20 protein-coding genes are annotated in these 25,861 nt (G+C 40.1%); 10 read left to right on the forward strand and 10 right to left on the reverse strand.

Annotated elements, in window-relative coordinates:
• Positions 1-18 precede the first annotated feature (18 nt).
• Positions 19-2,790 (reverse strand): XrtA/PEP-CTERM system TPR-repeat protein PrsT, encoded by a 2,772-nt coding sequence (gene prsT, locus ACAY00_RS00570; protein ID WP_371375784.1) that lies wholly within the window; start codon positions 2,788-2,790, stop codon positions 19-21.
• 459 nt (positions 2,791-3,249) lie between these two features.
• On the opposite strand from prsT (ACAY00_RS00570), the gene ACAY00_RS00575 reads away from it, so the two are divergent.
• The 4 genes from ACAY00_RS00575 to ACAY00_RS00590 all read left to right on the forward strand — a co-directional run bounded on the left by ACAY00_RS00575 (position 3,250) and on the right by ACAY00_RS00590 (position 10,756).
• Positions 3,250-3,999, forward strand: coding sequence for a PEP-CTERM sorting domain-containing protein (locus ACAY00_RS00575; RefSeq protein ID WP_371375787.1), 750 nt, complete (start codon positions 3,250-3,252; stop codon positions 3,997-3,999).
• Positions 4,000-4,351: 352 nt separating this feature from the next.
• Complete coding sequence (gene prsT / locus ACAY00_RS00580; RefSeq protein WP_371375790.1) at positions 4,352-7,111, forward strand: XrtA/PEP-CTERM system TPR-repeat protein PrsT; 2,760 nt, start codon at positions 4,352-4,354, stop codon at positions 7,109-7,111.
• Positions 7,112-7,235: 124 nt separating this feature from the next.
• A complete protein-coding gene (gene prsT, locus ACAY00_RS00585; RefSeq protein ID WP_371375793.1) occupies positions 7,236-9,992 on the forward strand; it encodes an XrtA/PEP-CTERM system TPR-repeat protein PrsT in 2,757 nt (918 codons plus the stop codon).
• Between the two features lie 2 nt (positions 9,993-9,994).
• Positions 9,995-10,756, forward strand: a complete 762-nt coding sequence (locus ACAY00_RS00590; RefSeq protein ID WP_371375795.1) for a serine protease — start codon at positions 9,995-9,997, stop codon at positions 10,754-10,756.
• A 30-nt stretch (positions 10,757-10,786) separates the two neighbouring features.
• On the opposite strand, the gene ACAY00_RS00595 is transcribed toward ACAY00_RS00590, so the two are convergent.
• On the reverse strand, positions 10,787-11,962 hold the full coding sequence (locus tag ACAY00_RS00595) for a murein hydrolase activator EnvC (RefSeq protein WP_371375798.1): 1,176 nt from the start codon (positions 11,960-11,962) through the stop codon (positions 10,787-10,789).
• Complete coding sequence (gpmM, locus tag ACAY00_RS00600) at positions 11,955-13,499, reverse strand: 2,3-bisphosphoglycerate-independent phosphoglycerate mutase (RefSeq protein WP_371375801.1); 1,545 nt, start codon at positions 13,497-13,499, stop codon at positions 11,955-11,957. The genes ACAY00_RS00595 and gpmM overlap by 8 nt, the downstream gene beginning before the upstream one ends.
• 254 nt (positions 13,500-13,753) lie before the next feature.
• Here gpmM and ACAY00_RS00605 point away from each other — a divergent pair, with 254 nt between their 5' ends.
• The 4 genes from ACAY00_RS00605 to gpsA are packed head-to-tail and all read left to right on the forward strand — an operon-like array spanning position 13,754 to position 16,002.
• Positions 13,754-14,179, forward strand: coding sequence for a rhodanese-like domain-containing protein (locus tag ACAY00_RS00605; protein ID WP_371375804.1), 426 nt, complete (start codon positions 13,754-13,756; stop codon positions 14,177-14,179).
• Positions 14,180-14,192: 13 nt separating this feature from the next.
• Positions 14,193-14,453 (forward strand): glutaredoxin 3, encoded by a 261-nt coding sequence (grxC, locus tag ACAY00_RS00610; protein WP_371375807.1) that lies wholly within the window; start codon positions 14,193-14,195, stop codon positions 14,451-14,453.
• 40 nt (positions 14,454-14,493) lie between these two features.
• A complete protein-coding gene (gene secB / locus ACAY00_RS00615; protein ID WP_371375811.1) occupies positions 14,494-14,994 on the forward strand; it encodes a protein-export chaperone SecB in 501 nt (166 codons plus the stop codon).
• A 9-nt stretch (positions 14,995-15,003) separates the two neighbouring features.
• A complete protein-coding gene (gene gpsA / locus ACAY00_RS00620) occupies positions 15,004-16,002 on the forward strand; it encodes an NAD(P)H-dependent glycerol-3-phosphate dehydrogenase (RefSeq protein WP_371379472.1) in 999 nt (332 codons plus the stop codon).
• An 80-nt stretch (positions 16,003-16,082) separates the two neighbouring features.
• On the opposite strand, the gene trmL is transcribed toward gpsA, so the two are convergent.
• On the reverse strand, positions 16,083-16,547 hold the full coding sequence (gene trmL, locus ACAY00_RS00625) for a tRNA (uridine(34)/cytosine(34)/5-carboxymethylaminomethyluridine(34)-2'-O)-methyltransferase TrmL (protein ID WP_371375814.1): 465 nt from the start codon (positions 16,545-16,547) through the stop codon (positions 16,083-16,085).
• 95 nt (positions 16,548-16,642) lie between these two features.
• On the opposite strand from trmL, the gene ACAY00_RS00630 reads away from it, so the two are divergent.
• Complete coding sequence (locus ACAY00_RS00630; RefSeq protein WP_371375817.1) at positions 16,643-17,566, forward strand: cation diffusion facilitator family transporter; 924 nt, start codon at positions 16,643-16,645, stop codon at positions 17,564-17,566.
• Positions 17,567-17,581: 15 nt separating this feature from the next.
• On the opposite strand, the gene ACAY00_RS00635 is transcribed toward ACAY00_RS00630, so the two are convergent.
• The 3 genes from ACAY00_RS00635 to ACAY00_RS00645 form a co-directional block, all read right to left on the reverse strand.
• On the reverse strand, positions 17,582-18,583 hold the full coding sequence (locus tag ACAY00_RS00635) for an alpha/beta fold hydrolase (RefSeq protein ID WP_371375820.1): 1,002 nt from the start codon (positions 18,581-18,583) through the stop codon (positions 17,582-17,584).
• A gap of 181 nt (positions 18,584-18,764) precedes the next feature.
• Positions 18,765-20,189 carry an ATP-binding protein gene (locus ACAY00_RS00640; protein WP_371375824.1) on the reverse strand — a complete coding sequence of 475 codons (1,425 nt, stop codon included), beginning with the start codon at positions 20,187-20,189 and terminating at the stop codon, positions 18,765-18,767.
• On the reverse strand, positions 20,186-20,881 hold the full coding sequence (locus ACAY00_RS00645) for a response regulator (protein ID WP_371375827.1): 696 nt from the start codon (positions 20,879-20,881) through the stop codon (positions 20,186-20,188). Before ACAY00_RS00645 ends, ACAY00_RS00640 begins: the two co-directional genes overlap by 4 nt.
• Positions 20,882-21,074: 193 nt before the next feature.
• Here ACAY00_RS00645 and ACAY00_RS00650 point away from each other — a divergent pair, with 193 nt between their 5' ends.
• On the forward strand, positions 21,075-21,560 hold the full coding sequence (locus ACAY00_RS00650) for a Spy/CpxP family protein refolding chaperone (RefSeq protein ID WP_371375830.1): 486 nt from the start codon (positions 21,075-21,077) through the stop codon (positions 21,558-21,560).
• A gap of 37 nt (positions 21,561-21,597) precedes the next feature.
• Here the strand turns inward: ACAY00_RS00650 and ACAY00_RS00655 are convergent, their stop codons facing one another.
• The 3 genes from ACAY00_RS00655 to ACAY00_RS00665 all read right to left on the reverse strand — a co-directional run bounded on the left by ACAY00_RS00655 (position 21,598) and on the right by ACAY00_RS00665 (position 25,812).
• On the reverse strand, positions 21,598-22,167 hold the full coding sequence (locus tag ACAY00_RS00655) for an NADPH-dependent FMN reductase (RefSeq protein ID WP_371375833.1): 570 nt from the start codon (positions 22,165-22,167) through the stop codon (positions 21,598-21,600).
• Positions 22,168-22,262: 95 nt separating this feature from the next.
• Positions 22,263-23,390: a glycerate kinase gene (locus ACAY00_RS00660; RefSeq protein WP_371375835.1), complete on the reverse strand. Its 1,128-nt coding sequence runs from the start codon at positions 23,388-23,390 to the stop codon at positions 22,263-22,265.
• A 106-nt stretch (positions 23,391-23,496) separates the two neighbouring features.
• On the reverse strand, positions 23,497-25,812 hold the full coding sequence (locus ACAY00_RS00665; protein WP_371375838.1) for a Tex family protein: 2,316 nt from the start codon (positions 25,810-25,812) through the stop codon (positions 23,497-23,499).
• Positions 25,813-25,861: the final 49 nt, after the last annotated feature.

The raw sequence follows: 25,861 nt of genomic DNA on the forward strand, positions 1-25,861 counted from the left end.
AGCTCTAATTTTTAATGATTAAGTCTTGCTATTAATCAGTGTTTGTAATTTTTGCTTTTCAGGGCTGTTTTTAAGTTTAGCGAGAACAGCTCTTGATTGTTCAAGCTTATCTAACTCAATCAATACTTGCGCATAACGGATGGAAAATGGGGCATGATTTGGCGCCATTTCATGCGCTTTTTGGATGTGTTTTTCGGCTGAAACATAATCTTTAGCTTCCATGTAAGCGAGGGCTAAAGTATCTAAAATACTTGGGTTGTTGGGGACCAATTTAATGGCCTTTAAGCCGTGCAATATTGCTTGCTCAGTATTACCCGTTTGCGTGTAAGCCCAGGATAAGTTGTTTAATGCTTGAAAGTTTTCCGGATTTTTATTTACCTGTTTCAGGTAATATGAAATGGCTTTTTCTGGTTTGGTTGATAAATAAAATTGAGCCCTAACTTGTTGTAATCTCGGGTCCATATTTTCTTCTGGAATTTCTTTTGCAAGTATTTCAAGCGCTTCACCTGTTTTGCCTGCTTGATGTAATGCTTGCACATATAAAATGATGGTTTCGTTATTAGGGTTGTCTTGATAGAGCTGTTGACCTTGTGTTATAGCTTTTTGATCTTCACCCGTTATTCTATAGTAAAGGTAAATAAGCTCTGAAAAATATCCTGATTGATGTTGCTGAGCTTCCAGTTGTTCAATAATGTTTTTGGCTTGTTGAATATCTTCAGGCTTTCGAGTGGTTACTAAAATACGGCCTTTCATAATCTTAAGGAAATCGCTTTTGGGATTTAGCTTTATCGCCGTGTCTAACTGTTCTATTGCTAAATTTAAATGCCCCAGTTTTTCATAGGATAAAATCAAATTTTTGTGCGCATCGAGACTATTAGGTTTTAATCTAAGCAGGTTTTCAAAATCACTTTTGGCTTCTAAATAATGTCTATTTCGAAAATTTAATAGTCCTTTTAGATAAAAGTAACCGGCAGAGTCTTGAGCGTATTCCTTTACGGAATCAAGCAACTGTATCGCCGCGTCACGCAAATTCAAAGCCTCATATATTTGCGCTATAGCAATAGCCATTCTGGTATTATTGGGATTGCTCTTGATTAAGTTGTCGGTAAAACTCAGTACTTTTTCTTGTTCTGTATTATAAATACCAAAAATAACGAGTAGGCTAAGAGCGCTGTTATGATTAGGGTTAAGACTTAATATTTTTGCTAAATAATCCTCTGCTTTCGCATAGTCTTGTTGTTTTAAGCTAACAAACGCTAACTGATGTATGGCCCCAAGATGATTTGGTTGTTGGATTAAAACTTGATTAAAAATTGGCGTAGCTAATTGATATTTCTCTTCGCTTATATAAGCAATCCCCTTAGCAAGCATGGCATTTATATTATTCGGTGCACCTTCTAGCCAACCATCAATATCGGCTAAGGCCTCCTTCACTTTACCAACTTTTATCTTTTCATAAATAAGTAATAATCGGGCTTGATCTTTTTCAGGTGCCAATTGCATAGCACGCTCTAAATCGTCTAGGCCACTTGCAGGAACAACAGCATTTTTGATCATCCCTCGTTTAATCAAGTCCTCGGAATTTGACAGTGAAATATTATTCATTTCATTGAGCAGTAAATTCGCCATATCGATATTGTCTTGCTCGAGCAATGACCAGCTCGCACTCGCTAACGTATTAAAATCATCAACGTCAAAATCTGTCCCTAAATTTAAGGCTTCGATGTTCTCATTGACGTAACCGAGTTTAATTTTAAGGTTTACTAGCATCGACTTGGCAGCCGATTGGGGGGGTAAGTACTGTTCAACTTTATTTAAGTTATTGTAGGCTAATTCCCAATTTGCCAATTGAAAATTACTCACACCAGATATGTAATTGGCTTTATAAGATTGTTGAGCTTGCGATAAGGTAATCGCTATATATTCAATCGCGCCTTTATAATCTTTCGCTCTAAATTTTAATTCGGCTTTATATTCATTTATGAAAGGATCTTTGGGGGCAATAGCAAGAAGTTTATCTACATATTCGTCAGCTTGATTTAAATCACCCGATGCAATCAATACTGCAATATAGTTAAGTTGAACAAAATAACTCAAACCAAAATGATTTAGGTATTTTTGATAGTCATCTATCGCCGCCGTATAGTTTTTTTCTAGGGTGTAGAGCATGGCTCTTACGAGCAAGGCATCCATGTAGGGACTATCACGCTCGATGAGTTCGGATAACAGTTCAATGGCTGCAGCACTTTGACCATCGATGCCTGCAACCCAAGCTTTCGATACATTAGAATAAAAGCCAACACTTTGTGACTGAGTAATGTTTTGTTGCATGATGCTTAATGACTCAACGAGCTCCCCTAATGTGACGTTATAGATGGCAATTAGGGTTCTCGCTTTTAATAAGGACTCATGCGATAAAGTGTATTGGCTGATATCATTAAGACTCATAGGGTTAGCTAGTAGCCACCTTACTCGAATTAACAACGGGATAATCTCATTAATATCGTACTCAAGTTCAATGGCCCTTTTTAACTCTTTTTCTGCTGACTCATAATCGGCGATAAACAGGTAACTTTGAGCTAATAAGAATCGTGCATGGCCATCGGTGGTTTTCTGTCTCACAACATTTTTAAGCACCACAACCGCTTGCTTATGGTTTTGTTGTTGCATTAGCTCTTGTGCTTCCGCCAGTAATTCATCAGTTGTTTTTTGGTTACACGCTGTGATAAAGAAAATGACGACAATAAGCATTGCTTTTTTTATAGCATGGCAAAGGGATTGATAAGACATGTTACGAGATCCTTTATTATTGTTTGACCACGAATGGGCACCTTTTCGCAAGTATAGAACAAAAAATAACCGTTGATGTTGTGTTACTAATGATTTTTATAATCTTTTCAGTTACTAAGATTTTAAATTGACGCACCATGTATAGTGAAATTTAAGTCGTAGCAGTTGAAACATTGATGGATAGGTGTTGCGATTAAGCAACTAAGAAAAATAGTTAGCATTAACGCCCCAATAAGCTTTTTAACAACATATAAGCGTTAGTAAAGCAAACTTTTAAGCTGTCAGTAATTTTTACACCTAGTTTGTAAAGCAAATTTTAGTAGCCTTTATTTTGCCTTATCCATATGTATTTATTGATTTTTTTATTGTTGGCATTAGGGTTGCTTATATTCGATGCAAGGAAATGAACACAGGGTGACGTTCATCCAAGTTCTAATTAAAAACTTAACGAGGTCGAATATGTTTAACAAAAAATCTTTAATTTATGCGCTACTCCCATTAGGGTTAAGTTTTAGTGCAATTTCAGGAACCTTAATTGATGATTTCGCTTTGCCAGACCCGGCAGATAGTTGTACGGCAACTGTTAGCGGAAGCTCTGATGGTATGGGTGGTTTTAATACTGTCTCTTGTGACTACGTAGACAATGGTTACACTTCTCCTAATAATCCGTATTCTATTTTAGGTGGCGAAAGAGAAGTTGATATCACAATTTTAAGCATTACCGGTGATGTTCAAGGACCTGAATCAGTATCCGTCACAAGCGGTCCAAATTTCACCAAAACGTCATCTTCTCTTTCGCTGAGCAATGATTCAGGGATTGAGTCTAAAGTTGTTCTTACTTGGGATGGTACAGTTGCTACACCACTCCTAGTTGATTTAACTCCAGATTTAGGTGGCGCATTTGCTGTTGACGTTTTATCACGAGATGGGAACTTTACGGGTGAATTTACCTTAACCGATTCTAGTAATAACACAGAAACAAAAACTATTCCGCCAGCAGCAACGGTTCCTGGCACAACTTATGTACCGTTTGCGAGTTTCACTACGATTGATTTTTCAGCGATTACATCTTTAGTGATTGAGGTTACTAGTGAACAAGATGTTGACCTTCGAGTAGCGTTTGCACGAACCGTACCAGAGCCTGAAACTATTGCGTTATTCGGGTTGTCTATCTTAGGTTTAGCATTACGTAGAAAGAAACTTATTTAATTAACGCTTTAATTCAAACGAAATAGTTTGTGACATTTACGATCTCAAGGAAAGTGTTCCAAATTTAAGTGCTACGAATTAACCCTCAGCGTAGTCTTTTGTTAAAACCTTAATTGCATTCAAGTAATTAAGGTTTTTTATTTTGTTTGCCGTAATGAGCCAATAATCATCCGTGCTTTATGATAAGTAATACCATTGAAGTACGAGTCGTCCATCAGAGTTAATTTTTAACGGCATATTGATTTCTTTTTGTCCTTTAAAATCTCAGCAAGTAACTCATTTAGCTATATAAATTGATTTCGTTTTTTTTAGCCTATACTGAGTATTTAACCATTTGAAATAAAAAGGATTGATGATGAAGTACTGTGTACTGTTGCCTATACTGTGCCTGCTTGTTGCCTGTACGCCGGAGCCAACAACAGATGAGTCTTTATCAATGGCTAGAGAAGCATTGGCCGCTAAAGACTATAAAAATGTGCAAATTATTTTAAAAAACTCTTTACGCAACGAACCTGAGCAATTGACGGGGAGATATTTGTTAGGACAGGCCAACTACCACACCGGTGATTTTCAAGGCGCCAAAAAAGAATTTCTACGCGCCATCGAGTTAGGCTATTGGAAAAATGATGTTGCTCCGTATTTACTTAGAACCGATTTGAAGCTTGGCCAATTCAACTCTATTTCTAGCTATATTGATAGTTCTAATGACACTCCTGCCGACAGCTTGATGGTTGAATTGCACGCTATTAAAGGTATCGAGCTCATGTTATTTGGCGACTTCCCAACCGGCGTTGACTCATTAAATCAAGCAATTAAGCTAAGCTCTCAACAAGGCACTTTTTATCACTCATTAGCTAAAACATTTATGGCAGGGATGAGTGGCCAAATAACACAGGCCCTTACTAAAAGTGAGGAACTGTTAGCGCAAGATTCATTGTTTGATGAAGCATTATTACTTAATGCAAATATGCAGGTGTTGGCACAGCAAGATGATGCGGCCAAAAATAGCTACCAATCTTATATCAGCAAACATCCCTCTCATTTTATCGTTCAAGCGCACTATATTTCTCACTTAATTAAATTAACCGACTATCAACAAGCTGAAGATCTATTGGCTCGGTTATTAATAAAAACGCCGAAGTCGTTTCTGATTAACGAATTAAAAAGTGAACTAGAGTTTAGGCAACAAAACTATAAATTGGCTAACGAGTACGCTAATGTTGCGATAAGTGTTGTCCCCCAATCGTTTAAAGCCAACTTACTGGCAGGTTTAAGTCAATTCAAAATGGGCAATGCTGAGATGGCCTATTATCATTTAACCAATATTGAGTCTCGCCTAAACTCTGAGCACTTTGCTTATAAAGTGCTGTTATCATTAAAGTTTAAGCTGGGGTATGGTGATGAAGCTATTAAGGGAGTTGATAATATTCGGCCCGAAACACCTGAAGATTTTAACTTATTGACCAATGCCAGCGTCCATTTAATCCAATCGGGTAACTTGCAAAAGGCATTAGAGTACGTTGAGAAACTTGAGCAATTAGATGTGAACTCTGCTCGAGAATTAAGTCAACGAGGGGTCATAAAGCTATCTCTTGAAGATGAATCGGGATTGGAAGACTTAAAGAATGCGATCACCTTAGATCCCGATTTTGAGCAGGCCAGAGTTGCGATTCTTTTTCGTCATATAGAGCAACAAGAATTAAATCAAGCTTTAGCTTATGCAAATGATTGGATTGCAGAAAAGCCTTACCATGAAGGTGGGTATCTCGCGCTGGGGTTAGTACAATTACGGCTTGAGCAAATGGCACAGGCACAAGACTCTTTTAACAAAGCATTAAGTTTAAATCCTAGAAGTAATGGCGCTCGATACAACTTAATGATGATAGATATCGCCAATCAGCGTTTTGAACAGGCATTAACTTTAAACCAACAAATATTAATGGACTCGCCAACTCATCAAGGTGCTCAAAGAGCATTGCTGGATATTTATCCTGCTTTAGCCGATAAACAGCCTGTTATAGATCTTACCGAGAAGCTTTATAGCCAGAACTTAGAAGACGTTAACTTATTGATGCTCCATGCTTTTGTATTGGAGCAAGATCAGCAAAGGCGAAAGGCTCTAAGTGAGCTGGAAAGGCAAGTGGAAAAGTATCAAAACAATGACCGCTTTTTGCTGTTGCTCGCCCAAATGTATTTTCGCGATAAACAATATAGCAAAGCAGAACTGTACGCGACGAGACTATATGAACTTGCTCCTGAAAACCTCAATACACACTTAACTTTGCTAATAGCCCTTGAAAGCCAAGAAAAATACGATAAAGCGTACCAACAAGTAAGCAAAACAATAGAGCAATTTCCACATTTAAATGATTTTAAGCTTTATCAAGTAAGTTACTTATTATTAATGGAAGAGTTTAGACAAGCGGAGTTACACCTTAACAAAATAGATCGCAGTCAAGTGAGTGAGCCACTGCTCTTGGGGGTGTTGTTATTGCAGAGCAAAAGTTTGGGGGATTACCAAAAAGCAAGAAACTTAGCGGAGCAACTTTATGAGCGACAACCTAACGCGGCAAATGCTTTTCAATATGCCCAAATGCTCAGGGAAACAAAAGAGTTAGCGCTATGTCGGTCAGTCATAGATGACGCCATCGAGCAGTATGGTGAATCGGTGGGTTTATTAAACTTATTAGCAGAAGTCAATGTTAAATCAGAACCGGACTCATCGGTAAAAATTTATCAAGCGCTCGTAGATAGAGAGCCCAATAATTACATTTATCATAACAATTTAGCCTGGTCTGCCATTATCGCAAAAGACTATTCTCTTGGCATTAAGGCAGCTGAGAAAGCATATCAATTAGCGCAAAATAATCCTTTTGTAATGGACACGTTAGGCGTGGCTAAAATGAAAATGGGTGATTATCGCGAAGCTGAGGAGCTGCTAGAAAGTGCCTATCAATTAGTGCCAGAAAATTCCGATATATCACTACATTATGCGGAAATCCTTATTTATCAAAAAAAACTGTCTAAGTCACAACAAGTGCTTGAAAAGCAGAAAGAAAGCGAAGAGAAGAAAAAGTTGTTAGGATTAATAGAAGCCGCTGAAGGTGTCTAAATAATTTTTCAAAACGGCTCTTTTTCCCGTTCTCTAAGTCACAGAAGAGGCATTGACAAATGTGTTCTATACTTTTGTTTATGCCTTTTTGATCTACAGAAAACATAATAACAAAGGAAATAATATGCAGCGCCAGATTGTTTTTATCGCTCTAATGGCTTTACTTTCTTGTTCACCAAAGCCCAGTGACGACGATGCTTTACAACAAGCAAAAGACATTATGGTGCAGGGCGATTACACCGAGGCTCGAGTTTTATTAAAAAATCTTATCAACAAGAGCCCTATGCAGTTAGAAGCCCGCTATCTTCTTGGGGTGTCACACTTTAATGTTGGGGATTTTGATGGCGCTTTAAAAGAATTTAAGCGCTTGTTGGAGTTTGACTACGCTAAAAATGAGGTGACCGCCTATATACTTCGCTCCGATTTACGCTCTGGACGTTTTCTGCCTGTATTTGAATACATTGATGGTAGCAGTCCGGCAGACACCGGCTTATTAGTTCAACTGTATACCATGCGTGGAATAGAGTTGATGCTATACGGATATTTTAGAGCCGGCTTTGATAGCTTATACAAGGCCTTAGACTTTTCGTCACAGGAAGGGGAATTTTATTATTCATTAGCAAAAGCTTATGTCGCTGGCTTTAGTGGTCAAACCGATCAAGCGATTGAATTGGCATCAAATTTATTGCAACAAGATTCAGAGTTTCATGAAGCTGCCTTACTATTGGCAAATTTGTACGTGGTCGCAAAGCAACACGACATCGCTTTATCACATTACACTCATTACATTGAATTTCAACCCTATCATTTTATTGTACAAGCACAGCGTATTTCGCAACTAATCCAATCGCAAAGCTTTGACCTAGCAACAGAGCATTTAGATACTCTGTTGCGTAAATCGCCTCACTCTTATTTGGTTAACGAATTAAAAGCCGAGCTGGAATTTCGACGTGGTAATTACAAACCGGCAATTGAGTACGCTGTCGCCTCTCTGACCTCGGCTCCCGAGTCGTATAAAGCTAATTTGGTAGCAGGTTTAAGTCAGTACCAACTCGGTAATATTGAACCTGCTTACATGTATTTATCGAAAATAGAAAATCGTATAGGTAAAGATCATTTTGTTTTTAAGATATTGTTATTTTTAAAATTTCAACTGGGTTTTGGCTACCAAGCAGCACAACAAATAGATAATATTAATTTATCAAATACCTTTGATTTTAATCTACTCACCAGTGCCAGTGCGCACCTACTAGAATCTGGCGATCAGTTTACGGCCAAAAGATATGCCGAAAAATTGGATCAATTTGATCTCGAATCACCGCAAGGATTGGGGCAACGAGGGGTTATTAAGCTATCGCTAAACGACGATTCTGGGCTAGATGATTTGCACAAAGCGATAAAAATAGATCCGGATTTTGACCAAGCCAGAGTATCCATTTTGTTTCGTTATTTTGAACAAAATAAACTTACCCAAGCTTTAGAGTTTGCTAATGCTTGGGTAACGGAAAAACCAGAGCAAGAAGGAGGTTATCTGGCCGTAGGTCTAGCGTACTTGCAACTTGAAAACTGGCAGCAAGCAAAACGTTGGTTTGAGCAAGCCTTAAAGCTTAATCAAGACAGTACCAGTGCTCGCTACAATTTGGCTTTGGTTCATCTTGCTGAGCAAGATATTGAAAAGTCTTATCGGCTTAGTCAGCAAATTTTGGCATCATACCCTACCCATCAAGGGGCACTGAATAACTTGCTCCAGATTTTCGCCCATCATCCAGAAAAATCTGAAGTGCTTCATGTGCTAAAACAAAGTATGCAAAATCACCCTAGTGATATTAATGTGTTATTAACTTATGTGTCGGTATTAGCGCAAAATGAGCAACACCAAGAAGCAATTAAAACCTTAGTAGACAATCTATATCAACATAAAAATAATGAAGAATATTTGTTATTAACGACAAAAATGCTATTTGGACAAAGCCATTTTACCGAAGCGGAGCAATATGCCCAACGTTTACTTGCGCTTAATCCTGGGAAGTTAGAATCACATTTATTATTATTACTGATTTTTGAAGCGCAACGTAAGTTTAAAGTCGCTCATCAGCATATTTTACAGGTGATAAAGACATTTAAGACAGAACATGATCTTAAACTCTATGAAATCACCTATCTTTTGCATTTAAATAAGATGGCTGAAGCCAGCTTAAAACTCGATAGGATAAATCCTGATAACGTGACCGAATCTTTATTGATTGCGGTTAAGTTTTTGCGCAGTAAGTTGCAAAATGACCCGTTAATGGCGACCCAATACGCACAACGTTTATTTGAGCTTAAACCGAATCCTTCGAATGCATATAAATACGCCCAAATGCTTCGAATAACAGACCAATGGCAAAAGAGTAAAGCGGTACTACTTAGTGCGTTAGACGAATATGGTGATATACCTGAATTGCTTAATTTATTAGGGGAAGTCACCATAGACAAAGAGCCAGAACATTCTGTCCGAGCATTTCAAAAACTGGTGGATAAGGAACCAAGTAACTATGTTTATTTAAATAATTTGGCTTGGTCGCAGATTAACCTAGAAAACTTTGAACAAGGTCTAAGAAATGCGGAACGAGCGTACCAATTGGCCGACGATAACCCGATGATCCTTGATACTTTGGGGGTGGCGAATATGCGGCTAGGTAAATACCCTAAAGCCGAGTCCTTACTGGCAAGAGCATATCAACAAAACCCTAACAATCCTGATGTATCACTGCATTACGCTGAAGCGCTCATGTTGACGGACAAACTCGATCTATCAAGAGAAATACTCAGTAATCAAGATGATAGTGATAAAAAACAGAAGTTAATCGAGAAAATTAAAATCATTTTATCAGGGTCCTAATCATGCGATTTTTTTTAATATTATGTTTTGTCATTGGCTTTTCTGCTTACGCCGATTTTCCTAAAACCATAAAAAAGGTTAAACCCTCTATTGTTGGTATCGGAGTTTACACGCCCGATGGGCGACCTCAAAATGTGTTAAATGGGACCGGGTTTATTATTGGTAATGGACAATATATTGTTACTAATCAACATGTAGTGCCAAAGTTACAAAATATTGAAGGTACTCAAAAAAGGGTGGTTTTTACCGGTACAGGTAAACAAGCAAAGATTTATGAAGTCGAACTGATTGCGGTATCGAATGTCCATGACTTGGCTATTTTAAAGCATAATGGCCCGCCTTTACCGGCATTAAAACTGGCCGGCGATAGCTTGATTGACGAGGGTACTTCCATTGCCTTTACAGGCTTTCCCATCGGTGCGGTTTTAGGGCTTTATCCTGCAACTCATCAAGGCTACATTGCCAGCATTTCGCCGGTAGTGATCCCGTCAAGCACCTCCGCGCAACTAACGCCCGCGGCGATCAAATTATTGAAAAACCCTTATATGGTTTATCAACTTGATGGTACCGCTTATCCTGGGAATAGCGGTAGCCCTGTGTATCCGATAAAAACGGGAAAGGTCGTGGCGATAATTAATAAAGTGTTTATAAAGCGGACAAAAGAATCGGCTATAACAGATCCAAGTGGCATTACTTACGCCATACCAGTGAAGTTTTTGCACCAATTAATCAAGACCAATAATATCGATATATATGCTCAATAAGCCGGCTTGACGAACCGGTAAATGTTACTTTTAACGACACCAAGTTTGAGGGTTAACCGGCTTGCCTTTATGACGTATTTCAAAATACACCCCGACTTTTGATTGACCGCCCGATTGTCCTGCTAAAGCAATCGGTTCCCCAATTTCGACTCTATCACCAACTTTTTTCAGTAAAGTTTGATTGTGTCCGTACAGACTCATATAGCCATCACCATGATCAAGTACGGTAACCAAACCATAGCCTTTAAGCCAATCAGAAAAAAGGACGGTACCGTTATGAATGGCGTTGACATTGGTTCCTAATTTGGCATCCAGTAAAACCCCTTTCCAGCGCAGATACCCCTGTTTTTTACTGTTATATTTGTTTAATATTTTGCCTTTTACGGGCCATTTTAGTTTATTTTTAAGCTTACTCAGGCCTTTAAATTGAAGATCTTTTTTTATTTGCGCCTGAATACGCGCTAAGGTAGCGACTAAAGATTGCTCTTCTTGTTCTAGCAGGGTGAGCTTTTGTTGATCAGATAATAGCTTAGAATTGAGTTTGGCAAGGGTCGCTTTTCGAGCTTGTTTATTTTGCTCTAATGCTTTTTGCTCTTGGATTAAAGTTTCTTCAATCGCTACAAGCTTTTGCGCTTGCTCTCTTTGTTGTGCTTCTACTTCGGCAAGTTCGGTGAGTATTTTCTCAAACGCTTCAATACTATTTACACGAGCTTCATTGAGATATTTATAGTAGGTGAGCGTGCGTTGAACTTCACTTGGTTGTTGTTGATTTAGCAACATTTTTAAATAGTCATGTTGACCGGTAGAGTAGGCACTTCGAAGCTGATCCGCTAATACCTCTTCTTGTTTTGCTTTTTCTTTTTGCAGTTTTTTTTGTTGTAAGTTTAACTCGGTTAAGCGTTGCTGAGTATGCTTTCGCTGTTGTTGAGCTTGGTTTAGCTTTGCTGCAGAGTCTGCAATAGCAAGCTCATCAATTCTTAATTGGGCATTAATTTCTTGACGTTGTTTTTCGGTTAATTGAATTTGTTGCTGTTGGTTTTTGATCTGCCGTTTTACTTGATCCAACTCCTGTTTGGTCTGTTGGCTTGCCCACGCTAAATTGAAACCACCGTTGAGGACAAAAAACGACAAAAAAATTGATGAAAGCCATCCGGCTTTCATCAATTTGGCAGACAACGTTATGTGTTGAATATTGGACTTAGTCACTAACCTTCATCAATGGAGTCCCGGTCATTTCTTCCGGCTGGTCCATCGCCATTAAATGTAAAAGCGTTGGTGCGATATCAGAAAGTGCACCTGTTTCACTTACTTTCGCATTTCGGCCAACATAAATCAATGGTACTGGTTCACATGTGTGAGCGGTATGTGCTTGACCTGTTTCAGTATTTACCATCATTTCAGCATTACCGTGGTCGGCTGTGATAAGACATTCACCGCCTACTTTTTGCAATGCTTCAACAACACGGCCCATAGACTTATCAACGGCTTCACAAGCTTTCACTGCCGCGTCAAATACGCCCGTGTGGCCAACCATATCACCATTGGGGTAGTTACAAACAATTAAGTCGTGCTCACCGCTTTCTATGGCCGCAACCAACTTATCGGTCAGTAGTTCAGAATTCATTTCTGGTTGCATATCGTAGGTTGCAACTTGTGGTGAAGGAACCAATACGCGTGTTTCGCCGTTAAATTCGTTCTCTCGACCACCACTAAAGAAGAAGGTCACGTGGGCGTATTTTTCGGTTTCAGAAATACGCAGCTGAGTTTTATTGTGTTTCTCTAACCATTCACCTAACACATTGTTTAGCTCAACCGTTGGGAAGGCGACAGGAGCTTTTATGTCTGCAGCGTATTCCGTAAGCATCACAAAGTCAGCAATGGCAGGTACACGCTTGCGGTCAAAATCGGCAAAGTCAGCTTCTGTGAAGCAACGGCTAAATTGACGCGCGCGATCGGCACGGAAATTCATAAAAATTAACGCATCGCCGTCTTCTACTTGTACGCTATCGCCGTTGGCATCTAAGATGGCCGTCGCTTTAACAAACTCGTCGTTTTCATCGCGCTCGTAAGCTGCTTTTAAAGCGTCAACAGAGTTGGTGGCGGTGAATTGACCTTCACCAGATACGATTAGATTGTATGCTTGTTCAACACGTTCCCAACGTTGATCACGGTCCATCGCATAGTAACGACCAATGATTGATGCGACACGACCATTGCCAAGCTCGGCAAATAAGTCTTCGGCTTTTTGTAATGAGTTTTCGGCACTGCGAGGTGGAGTGTCACGACCATCTAGGAAAGCGTGCAAATAAACTTTGCTGGCGCCACGCTCTTTTGCCATTTTCAAAGCCGCAAAAATGTGGTCTTCGTGGCTGTGAACACCACCTGGTGACATCAAACCAAAGATATGCACTGCTTTATCTTTACTAACAGCTTTGTCTACTGCAGAAGCTAGTACTTCATTGTTACAAAATTCGCCGTCAGCTATCGATTTGGTGATGCGAGTAAAGTCTTGATAAACAATACGACCAGCACCAAGGTTTACGTGGCCAACTTCGGAATTGCCCATTTGTCCATCAGGTAGACCAACAGCCATGCCAGACGTTTCAATTAGCATGTTAGGGTATTCATTCATAAGTTTATCCAACACAGGGGTGTTGGCATGAAAGATAGCGTTGGACTCGCTGTTTTCTCGATATCCCCATCCATCTAGGATAATTAAAACCATTGGTTTTTTGTTGCTCATGGTAATGCCTTGCTTTAAAAGTAATGTTTATGAATTTAAAAAGGGTACAACTGGTATAATTTAGCCAGTTATTTTAACGTTAAATATACCCGTTTTCCCAGATAAATAATTATTATAACCGCTAGCTGAGACTTTTTATTTGATATACCTTAGCATTTTCGCCTATTAGTAGTGGATTTAGTGCATTCAGACTGTATACTTGTGGTCTTTATTTTTTAATGCAATTGTAATTTGTAACAAGAGAAACTGGATATATGGATCAATTCATCACCTTTTTAAGCAATAATCCTGTACTTAGTATGGCTTGGTTGGCAATCGTCACAATGTTGATTGTTATTACCATCAAGAGTAAATTATCTCCGGTCAAAGAAATTAACACTCAGGAACTTACTTTATTGATGAACCGCGAAGATGGTGTTGTGGTTGATATCCGTAAAGATGCTGAATTTAAAGCCGGTCATATTTTGGGGTCTGTTCATTTAGCGACAGAAAAAGTTAATAACAATGATTTGACGACTCTTGAAAAATATAAAACCAAACCCATTATTGTTGTATGTGCTGCCGGTATGAGCGCCGTTTCTGCAGCACAAAAAATCAGCAAAGCTGGATTTGACCGCGTGACTTACCTTAAAGGTGGTTTTAGCGCATGGCAATCAGCAAATTTACCTGTTGCAAAATAAACAAGGCACAATAATGGCAGAAGTTACCATATACACTCGCAGTACCTGCGGATTTTGTTTTAGAGCATTGTCTTTACTGCAACAAAAAGGCGTTGCATATAACGAAATAAGCATAGATCAGTACCCTGAAAAACGGGCTGAAATGATTGAACGTAGTAACGGTGGAATGACAGTGCCACAAATCTTTATTAATAACCAAAGTATTGGTGGTTGTGACGATTTAATGGCGTTGGAATATAAAGGCGAACTCGACAAGCTGTTAACCAATAATTAAACCGGGCGCTTGCCTGTAAAAACATATTAGGAAGTATATTATGACAGAACAAAACAACCCAGCAGCAAATGGCGCTGATAACGCACAACAACCAGCATTTGCTATCCAACGTATCTACACCAAAGACGTATCATTTGAAACCCCAGCAAGCCCTGCGGTATTTCAAAAAGAGTGGCAACCAGAAGTTAAATTAGACTTAGATACACGTTCTAACAAATTAGCTGATGACACATTTGAGGTTGTTTTGGCGTTAACCGTGACAGCAAAGCTTGGTGAAGAAATTGCATTTTTATGTGAAGTACAACAAGCAGGTATTTTCACTATTGGTAATATGCCAGAAGCACAATTAGCACATACTTTAGGTTCGTTCTGTCCGAATACATTATTTCCATACGCACGTGAAGTTGTGAGCAGCTTAGTTTCTCGTGGTACTTTCCCACAACTAAACCTAGCGCCAGTAAACTTTGACGCGTTATTTGCTTCTTACGTGCAAAAGCGTGCCGCTGAAGCAAAAGCGGCACAAGAAACAACAGACGCATAATTGATGGCTATGCAAGCTGATATCAGTGTAATTGGGGCAGGGTCTTATGGCACTGCTCTGGCTTTTTGTTTAGCCAGAAATGGCCACAAGACTCTATTGTGGGGACGCAGCGAATCCGATGTGGCAACCATGCAAGAGTCGCGCAGTAACGAAAAGTACTTACCTGGTTTCACCTTCCCGCCAGCATTAGAGTTAACCGCAGATTTAACCAAAGCCATTCACGCCAGCCATAACATTTTAATTGTGGTGCCAAGCCATGCTTTTGTGGACTTACTTGAAAAAATCAAGCCATTGTTAACACCTGAGCATAAAATTGCATGGGCAACCAAAGGCCTTGATCCAAAAGAAGGGCATTTATTGCATGAAGTTGCCATCGACGTATTGGGTGAAGGTGTAAGTCTGGCGGTATTGTCTGGACCGACCTTTGCAAAAGAAATGGCTGCAGGGTTGCCGACCGCTATTTCTTTGTCATCGACGGACAATGATTTTGCCAAACTCCTGTCGTCAATGTTGCATTGTGAAAAGTCTTTTCGGGTTTATACCAATAATGATTTCATTGGTGTTCAACTTGGTGGCGCAGTAAAAAATGTGATCGCCATTGGTGCTGGTATTGCCGATGGTATTGGCTTTGGTGCGAATGCCCGTACTGCACTTATTACCCGAGGTTTGGCTGAAATGACGCGTTTGGGTGCTGCTTTAGGGGCAGAACCTGCTACCTTTATGGGCATGGCCGGTTTGGGTGATCTGGTACTTACCTGTACCGATAACCAATCTCGTAACCGCCGATTTGGCTTGGCATTAGGTCATGGTAAATCTGTTGAGGATGCGATCGATAGCATCGGTCAAGTGGTTGAAGGTTATCGTAATACCAAAGAAGTGCATATGTTGGCGCAACGGGAAGGTGTAGAGATGCCTATCGTTGAACAAATTTATCAGGTTTTATACAAGGGTATGCCCGCGCAAGAAGCGGCGGTTAATTTATTGAGCCGAACTCAAAAATCTGAATAGCTTAAAAATACATCCGTAAAACTAAAAAATCCTTACCCAGTGGTAAGGATTTTTTGTTTTAGATGGCTGCTGAAATTTGTTTAAATTGCGCCATTAAACCCTAATTGGCGCCAAGTTTCATAAACGATAACCGCGACCGAGTTGCTTAGGTTCATACTTCTTGAACCTCCTAGCATCGGGATCCTGATTTTATGCTGATCAGGGATTTGATCTCTTACGGAGTCGGGCAAGCCACGGGTTTCTGAACCAAAAATAATATAGTCGCCAATCTCAAAGGTCACATCGGCATGAAAACGTGTTGCTTTGGTGGTGGAAGCAAAAATACGGGCAGGCTGTTCTGCTTTAATAAACTCGTCAAAATTTTTATGGCGCTTAATATTGGCAAATTCATGGTAATCCAGGCCAGCCCGGCGCAAGCGTTTATCTTCAATATCAAAACCTAAAGGTTCAATGAGGTGCAAGCGATAACCACTATTGGCACATAATCTAATGATATTGCCCGTATTTGGCGGAATTTCTGGTTCAAAAAGTACGATATCTAGCATTTGGGTTAAAAATCAATGAATTTGCTATACAATGGCTATAGTCTACTCATAAACTGGCAGTTAGCAAACATCTTGCTTCGATATGGATATGTTTAATGAAAAATAAGACAAACGAGACAAAATTAGCAGGCCAATATACCTACGCAGACTTAGTCACTTTGGCAAGTAAAAGCGCTGTGGCCGTTGCTTTGGTGTTGTTATTGTCCAAGCTTTATGCCTGGTGGGTATCGGGATCTGGTGCCATGCTAGCTTCTACTACCGACTCGCTACTGGATGTATTTGCCTCTTTATTAAGCTTTATTATGATAAGATTTTCATTAGCACCTGCCGATGAAAAGCATAAATTTGGACATGGTAAAGCCGAAAATTTAGCCGCCTTAATGCAGTCTTCGTTTGTCTTAGGCTCGGCTATTTTATTGTTATTTCATGGTGCTAATCGTATTTACGACCCGGTTGAAGTGACGCATACTAATGTCGCTATTGGCGTTAGCCTCTTGGCGATTGTGCTTACCTTGGCGCTGGTTCTTTTGCAGAAAAAGGTAATCGCTAAAACCGACTCGGTTGCCATAACCGCCGACAGTTTGCATTATCAGTCCGACTTATTGCTCAATTTAGGGGTCATTATCGCCCTGCTGTTAAATCAATATCAGTGGCCCCAAGCTGATGGACTTTATACCGTCATTGTTGGGGTGTTCTTGTTTGTTGGGGCAATAAAAATAGTGATCAAAAGCCTGCAAGATTTAATGGATCGAGAGTTGAGTGAGCAAGACCGAAAAGTCATTGAGGATATAATTGCCAAACACCCACAAGTGCATGGTTTTCATCAATTACGCACCAGACAGGCTGGCCCAACCCGGTTTATTCAATTTCACCTTGAGTTAGATGATGACTTGTCATTATTTGAAGCCCATCAAATTTCAGATCAAGTAGAACAAATGTTGTTGGCAACATTTTCAGATACTGAAGTGTTTATTCATCAAGACCCAATATCATTAGTGACTGAACACCGCCAACGATGACGGTGTGATGACGACTTAAGACTTGGTTTTAAACCAATTTATGATCGCATTTAATGTGGTATTGCGGATTTTGTCTGTTTCAAATAACAACTCATGCAAACCGTTTTCAATGACCATAGGTTGCTTGTTATAACAACCGTCTTTGTTTAGCTTTGCCAGCTTTTGACAGAATTCGTTTTGTTTATCGTTTCTCACCACCGTATCATTTTGAGCTTGCAAAATAAGTACTGGAGTCGCTAACTTACCAAGTTGTTGAAATATTTTCGACTCGGTTTTAAACGCCTGTTGTAGCCAGCGGTAGGTCGTTCCACCGAGTTGCACCTTGGGATTGTCTTGGTACTCTTGTCGAAACAGTTGATAACGCATACTCGACTGCATTAAGTCATTATCTTTAAATGGCTTAGCTTTATATGGACCATAGCCTTTAAGGTATGAGGACTGCTCGTTAAACCAACCATCGAAAAAGTTATATAGGTAAATATAGGGCTTGGCTAACCAGGGTGGAATACTCCCAGGTTTAATGGCGATCATTGGCGATGTTAAGGCGATGGCCTGAAACTGTTGGCCAAATAATTGTTCGTGGCGCAAAGCAATTGCACTGCCCATAGAGTGGGCTAACAAAAACAGGTTGTTTTTGGCTTTTGGCTGCACAATGGTGGTTATAAACTGTTGTAAGTCTTTGGCGTAATCATCAAAATGTTGGACATAGCCTTTGTGAGGGTCATCGAGCATTCGATCAGATAGGCCCTGACCACGATGATCAATAATGGCGACATTATAGCCCTGATTAATGAGGTCATAGGTGAGCTCTTTGTACTTAATATAACTTTCTACCCGTCCCGGTGACATCACTATCCAAGGGGCAGCCGGTTTTAAATCAAACAAGGCATAATGGATATGCAGCCCATCAAAGCTGTTAAAGTAACGAAACTCACCTTGTTTCCAAACGTTGGCAATTTCGCTTTGATAGCGTTCTAACAAGGTCTCCTCAAGAGAAAATTCATGTGCTTTGGTCATAAAACAGCTACAGCCTATCAGAATTAGAAAAATTAAAATTTGTCGCATAATATCAACATGTTGTTATAGCAAAAGCGCACAAGTCAAAGTATGTACCATGACTAAGGGCTTTTGGCATTGGCTTGAATGTATTATAACCTTAGAACAAATTGAATGGATAGCCGATAAATAGGTGAAATAACTAAGTTTTTGGCTCTAAAGGTAAGGTGATGATAATGTTTAAGCCAGGTGCATCTTCTTGCATAGGGTTCACTAATTTAGCGCGAACCTGTCCACCATGACTTTCTATTGCGTGTTTGGCAATGGCAAGCCCAAGACCGGTTCCGCCACTGAGCCTATCCCTCGCTTGTTGGGTACGATAAAAAGGTTTAAAAATTTGGCTAAGCTGGCTCTTATCAACCCCTGGTCCCTGATCACTAATGCTTAATATCAGGTGCTTATGTTTAATCGCTAGTTTTACTGTGATCATCCCCTGCTTTGGGCTGTAACGTATAGCATTGGAAATAATGTTTTCAATCGCACTGCAAAGTAGTGTTTGATCAGCCATCATAAAAAGTCCATCAGCTTGTTGATCAGGCAATTGCAGATCAATATCGATTTCTTTACTTTGAGCACTAAAGCGAGCGTCGTTGATGATATCAACCAATATGGCAATCACATCGATATGACTAAAATTTAGAGCTGTTAATTGATTCTCTAATTTGGACAGTTGTAATGCTTGCTCTATCATGACATTTAGGCGGTTGATTTCAATATCAAAACGGGTCAAGTATTTGTCGAGCTCAGGACTATTATGTTCGATTTTTTCGGCCAAACTTAAGGCTAATTGCAAACGAGTTAACGGTGCGCGTAACTCATGAGAAATGTCGCCGAGTAAACGTTGCTGGGCATTCATTGATTGTTGAATATGTTCAGCCATATCGTTAAATGCTTGTCCAAGTTGACCCACTTCATCATGACGGGTTTTAAATTCAGGCACACGGATTGAAAAATCGCCTGCGCCAAAGGCCTGACTGGCTTGTGTCAATCGTTTAATGGGTCTTAGTAGCGCCAACGATAATGCCCAACACAAGGTACCTGTAACGAGTAAGGTGGTTACGATTTTTAACCACGCTGGAATTTGATTGAGTAGCGCGCCAAAATCATGCCGGCTAATCGGTCTGCCAAGGTATAGACGATAGTCCATACCGTTATGAGATACTTGATAAGGCCCTAAAACATGATAATCCGGTAAGTGAATACTTACCGGCTCTTCAAGCTTAAGTCCTTCAATGTACTTTACCCGTGATTTACGGGTATTTTGGCTATTGGTATACAAGGTATTATCTTGAATTGATTGTAGCCATATTTGTTTGGGGAATACCTTTTTATTTTTTAGCAGACTTTTAATGGGCTTAAAACGATGCCGATGTAAGGTCGTTTGCACCTTTGCGATAATAGGCGCAATTTTTTTCTGCTCAAAGGTTGAAATAGGCGCTATATGGTTAAATTCCATGTATTGAAACGACACCCATCTTGTGATCAAAATGGCTGCAATTGCAATTAACCAAAAGCCTAAGAACATCTTAACGGTAATCGAGTTGATAATGTGTTTAATGTTTATCATTGAGCATGCCCTGAGACAAATACATAGCCAACGCCACGTATGGTTTTAATTTTTTCGTCACCTTCGTGTATATGCAATTTTTTGCGAATATTAGACATGTGCATATCAATGCTGCGATCGTACGCCATAAGGTTGCGATTTAAGATTTTTTTAGAGATGGTTTGCTTACTAACAATGCTATCACTGTGTTCCATTAGCAATTGTAAAATCTCAAACTCAGTGCCGGTTAAAGCAATACTTTTTTGCTGATGTAATACTTCTCTAGTAGCGGGATCTAACTGAATGTGATTAAGCTTTAACGTGTGTTGTTTCTGTTGCCGCTTAAGAATATCTATTCTTCTTAAAATCGCATGGATACGTGCTAATAATTCTTTGGGGTTGTATGGTTTGGCTAAATAATCGTCAGCACCAAGCTCAAGTCCTAGCACTCTATCATAATCGTCACCTTTGGCGGTTAACATTAATATCGGGGTATGATGATGCCCTCCTAACGCGGTTAATAATTCAAATCCTGTCAGCCCGGGCATCATGACATCAAGTAAAATCAAATCATACTTTGCTTTACGAGCATGATTAAGGCCACTAACACCATCGTGACAAAGGCTCACCAAAAAGCCCTCAGAGCAGAGAAATTCATTGAGTAACTCTGTCAATTCTTGGTCATCATCAATAACGAGGATGTGTGGTTTCATAGTGTGTGAAACTCGTTTAAATCATTCAATAACTAGATAATAAACAGGAAATAAATGTACGTCATTATCTTTACTTAATCTTTACGTTGAGCTTGCACATCTTTACAAAACAAAGGCTAAGATGGTGATTAAGCGCTTGAGGCGAAATTGCTCCAAGTAAAAATTAACTTAATTATATTAAAGGTGACTTGATATGACAGGTATAAGCAAACGAATTATTTTATTGTTTAGTATTGTGAGCTTAGGTTTATCGATGAATGCTATGGCCAAAGATCCTAAGCCCCATCGTGGTTATTCCCAAGATGGCGGTTTTCATGCCATCATCAAAAAAATGAACTTAAGTGATGCGCAAAAAGTACAGATAAAAGAGATTAAAGTACAAACACAATCACAACTTATGGCACTCAAAAAAAGCATGCCGGTTAAGCGTGAACAATTTTCGGCTTTAATGATGAGTGAAAGTTTTGATAGTCAAGAATTTGTGCGTTTACAGCAACTCGCAAGTGAACAGAAAGATAAGATTGGTTTGTTGAAAGCACAATCAATGAATCAAATATTTAATGTCTTAAATGACGAACAAAAACAACAACTAAAACAAACGATGGCCAAGCGCTCGCGCAAAATGCACAAGCATAGAGGTCAGCATAAAGCGAGAAGCGAACGAAATGGTGACGAGTAAAGCAATTTTTAGATGGTAAATCATTGCTTTAAAGGAGCTACACCAGCTTGGTTAATAACTGGTGTAGACTTTCGCCTAGGGCGAGTACTTGTTTATGCTTAAATTCATCAACCAATTTGCCTTGAACAAAAGCTGAGTATTCTTGGCCAATGGCAACTTGATCTGGGCATACTGTGACCCCAAGATGAGTGAGTAAGATACGTAAATTAGCCAATCCTTGGATACCACCAAGAGGGTTTGGCGTGGTTGACATAATCATCGCGAACTTACCTTTAAAGGCGCTTAAGGGGACTTCATCGGCACTGTTGGCACGAGAAGCCCAATCTAATGCATTTTTTAATAACGCACTGTATGAACCATTATATTCTGGTGAGGCGATCAACATACCATTGTGGTTTAGCAACAATTCTTTAAAGTCTTGAGCTTTTTCTGGCATCCCATATTCCAATTCGAAATCTTGGCAAAAAATAGGCATATCAAAGTCTGCTAAGTTAATCACCGTAACATCAGCGCCTTTGGCTTGCGCCCCGCGCGCCGCAATACTCACCATTTGTTGATTCAGCGAGCCTTTGCGGCTGCTACCTGAAAACGCAAGAATTTTAGTCATATTAGGTTGTCAAAAATCACACACTAGAACTTACCATAGGCGTAATTTTATAAATTTTCTAGATAAATTTTCTAAAACTCAAAAGTCTGACAGCTTTATAGTGCTAACACGGCTGCCACGTTTCTGGCGGTCGTTGTGATGTTTTCAACACCTTGGTTTAACGCCTCTGATAAACTCATCGGGGCAGGAATAATCGGAAACACGGCATCAATGCCGTGTTGATGAACCACGCTGTGCCCTTTGCCTAAACTGCCACAAAAAGCAATAACCGGACATTGATGTTGTTGCGCTATCTGAGCAACGCCTATGGGTGTTTTACCATACACGGTTTGCTGATCAATTCGACCTTCACCGGTGATCACTAAATCCGCTTCTTTGATGGTTTGGGCAAGCTTTAAAGTTTGGCTGACAAGCTTTATCCCTGACATCAATTTGGCATCTAACAGCGCAATTAATCCAGCTCCCATACCTCCAGCGGCACCTGCGCCAGGGATATTTAAGATATCTTGTTGGCAATGTTGTTTGAGCTTATTACCATAATGCAATAACGCTTGATCAAGTAATTCCACATCTTTGCTGCTGGCGCCTTTTTGTGGTGCAAAAATATAACTTGCACCAAGGTGACCACAAAGGGGATTGTTGACATCGCAGGCGACAGAAATCTTTACCTGCTTTAGTTTTGGATTGATTGCTGTGGTGTCAATGCTCGCGAGGTTTTTAAGGGCCTCACCACCTGGAGGTAATATTTGGCCCTTGTTATCGTATAGCTTGATCCCAAGAGCTTTTAGCATGCCTGCGCCACCATCATTGGTCGCACTTCCACCAAGACCAATAATGATGTGTTTAACCCCTTGTGCAAGGGCGTGGTTAATTAATTCCCCGCTACCAAAGCTGCAGGTGATTAATGGATTTCGTTGCTCATTAGGGACTAAATGTAAACCAGACGCTTCTGCTATTTCGATAACCGCGGTTTGTTTATCGCCTAATAAACCATAAAAGGCTGTCACTTTTTGGTGCAATGGGTCATGCACTTCAACAAATACTTTTTCGCCATCGGTTGCATCAATCATTGCTTGGACAGTGCCTTCGCCACCATCAGCCATCGGTACTTTATAAAACGAGGCATCACTAAACACCTGTTTAAACCCTCGCTCTATGGCTTCTGCAACTTGCATTGCGGTTAAGCTTTCTTTAAAAGAATCGGGCGCAATTACGATTTTCATGGCAACTATCCAAGTAAAAGGTTGTGGACGAACCACTAATGTATACAAATTTTAGGCCAAAAAAAACGGCTCTGTGAGCCGTTTGACCAATGTGAACTATGGTCTGCTATTTCTTTGCTTTGGCAAAAGCTTCAGCAAAGGCATTACCCATTAAGCTATTGGCCGGTTTTGATTTACCCTTGCTCTGGTTTTTTGAGCTCTTATTTGAAGAGTGCGGTTTGCTTGGCTGTTTACCTGCAGGTTTGGAACCCGATGAGGGTTTTTCATCAAGACGCATGGTTAAAGTAATGCGATTTCTATTTTGCTCAACGTCCAATACTTTCACCTTTACAATGTCACCCGCTTTAACAATGTCGTGTGGATTGCTGACAAACTTGTCTGTCAATGATGAGATATGAACCAATCCGTCTTGATGCACACCAATATCAACAAAGGCGCCAAAATTAGTGACGTTAGATACAACCCCCTCAAGGATCATATTTTGCTCTAAGTCGGCCACGCTATTGACCCCTTCTCGATAGGTTGCGGTTTTAAATTCTGGGCGAGGATCACGACCAGGTTTTTCTAATTCGGCCAAAATATCTTTAATGGTTGGTAAACCAAATTGATCACGAATATAAGCGGATGGATCTAAGGTTTTAATCACATCGGCTTGGCCTATTAAGTCCGCCAGAGAAAGATGGTTTTGGGCAAGGATATCTTTAACAACAGGGTAACTTTCTGGGTGTACACCGGTATAGTCTAGTGGATTTTGACCGTCTCTGATTCGTAAAAAACCCGCTGCTTGTTCAAAAGCTTTCGCGCCCAAACGAGGAATATCCATTAACTGGCTACGCGCATTGAATGCGCCGTTTTGATCGCGATATTGCACGATATTTTGCGCCATCGTTTTTGTTAAACCAGAGACGCGTTGCAACAATGGCACCGAAGCACTGTTTAAGTCAACGCCGACCGCATTCACACAATCTTCAATCACCGCATCAAGCGCTAAGCTTAGTTTGCTTTGGCTAACATCGTGCTGATATTGACCAACCCCAATGGCTTTGGCTTCAATTTTTACTAATTCTGCCAATGGATCTTGTAAGCGACGGGCTATCGAAACCGCACCACGCAAAGACACATCCAACTCTGGGAACTCTTTGGCGGCAAATTCGGATGCAGAATAAATACTCGCACCAGCTTCTGAAACAATGATCTTACGCGGTTTAGTATTCGATAAGGTCGCGAATGCTTCTCCCACCATTTTATCCGTTTCGCGAGAGCCGGTCCCATTGCCAATGGCAATTAATTCAACTTTATATTGGTTGATTAAATTGCTAAGGGTGCGCTTCGACTTTTCCCAATGATTTTGCGGTTCATGGGGGTAAATAGTGGTGGTGTATAAGAGCTTTGACGTTGCATCCACAATGGCAATTTTACAACCGGTTCGAATCCCAGGATCAATGCCCAGGGTGACTTTCGGTCCTGCCGGAGCCGCCATCAGTAAATCTTTAAGATTATTGGCAAAGACGTTAATAGCTTCTGTTTCGGCTTGCTCACGTAAACTGCCGAGTAATTCGGTTTCTAGGCTTAACGCCAACTTGACTCGCCATGTTAATTTAACGACGCGATTAAGCCATGTTGCCACAGGTTGCTGAGTTAAGCGCAAGCCAAAGTGATCGCGGATCATTTGCTCACAGCTTGATTCACTTTGTTTATCTTGGCTTGGATCAGGATTTAAACTGAGCTGTAAAATGCCTTCATTACGACCACGAAACAGTGCTAAAGCACGATGCGAAGGCACCTGCTTGTAAGCTTCAGAGTAATCAAAATAATCTTTGAATTTGTTACCTTGAGCTGCTTTTGTGGCAATGACTTGGCTGGTTAAATGAGCATTTTGCTGCATATACTTGCGCAGTTTTTGCAATAGAGGTGCGTTTTGGGCAAAACGTTCCATCAAAATAAAGGCAGCGCCATCGAGTGCCGCTTTCGTATCGGTGATACTGTCGTTTAAGTATTTACTTGCTTCTTGCTCAGGATCTAAATGCCAGTTGTCGTATAAACTGTTGGCTAGCGGTTCAAGTCCCGCTTCAATTGCTATTTGTCCTTTGGTGCGACGCTTAGGGCGATAGGGTAAATACAAATCCTCTAGTTCGGTTTTATTATCTATTTGCTCTATTTGGCTTTTTAACGCCGGGGTTAACGCATCTTGGGCGCTGATATTTTTTAATACCAACGCTTTGCGAGCATGCAATTCTCGTAAGTACTGTAATCGTTGTTCAAGATGACGTAGATGATTATCGTCCAGTCCTTGAGTTGCTTCTTTTCGATAACGAGCAATAAAAGGAACGGTTGCCCCTTCATCTAAAAGAGAGATAGCAGCATCAATTTGAACAGATTTTACGTTTAATTCTTGAGCGATCTGTTGTGAAATATTAAACATGTATATTGGATCCTGAAAGAACTTCCGATGCCCTTCGTTTGCGTGCAAC

Source organism: Thalassotalea sp. 273M-4, from assembly GCF_041410465.1.
Taxonomy (GTDB): domain Bacteria; phylum Pseudomonadota; class Gammaproteobacteria; order Enterobacterales; family Alteromonadaceae; genus Thalassotalea_A; species Thalassotalea_A aquiviva.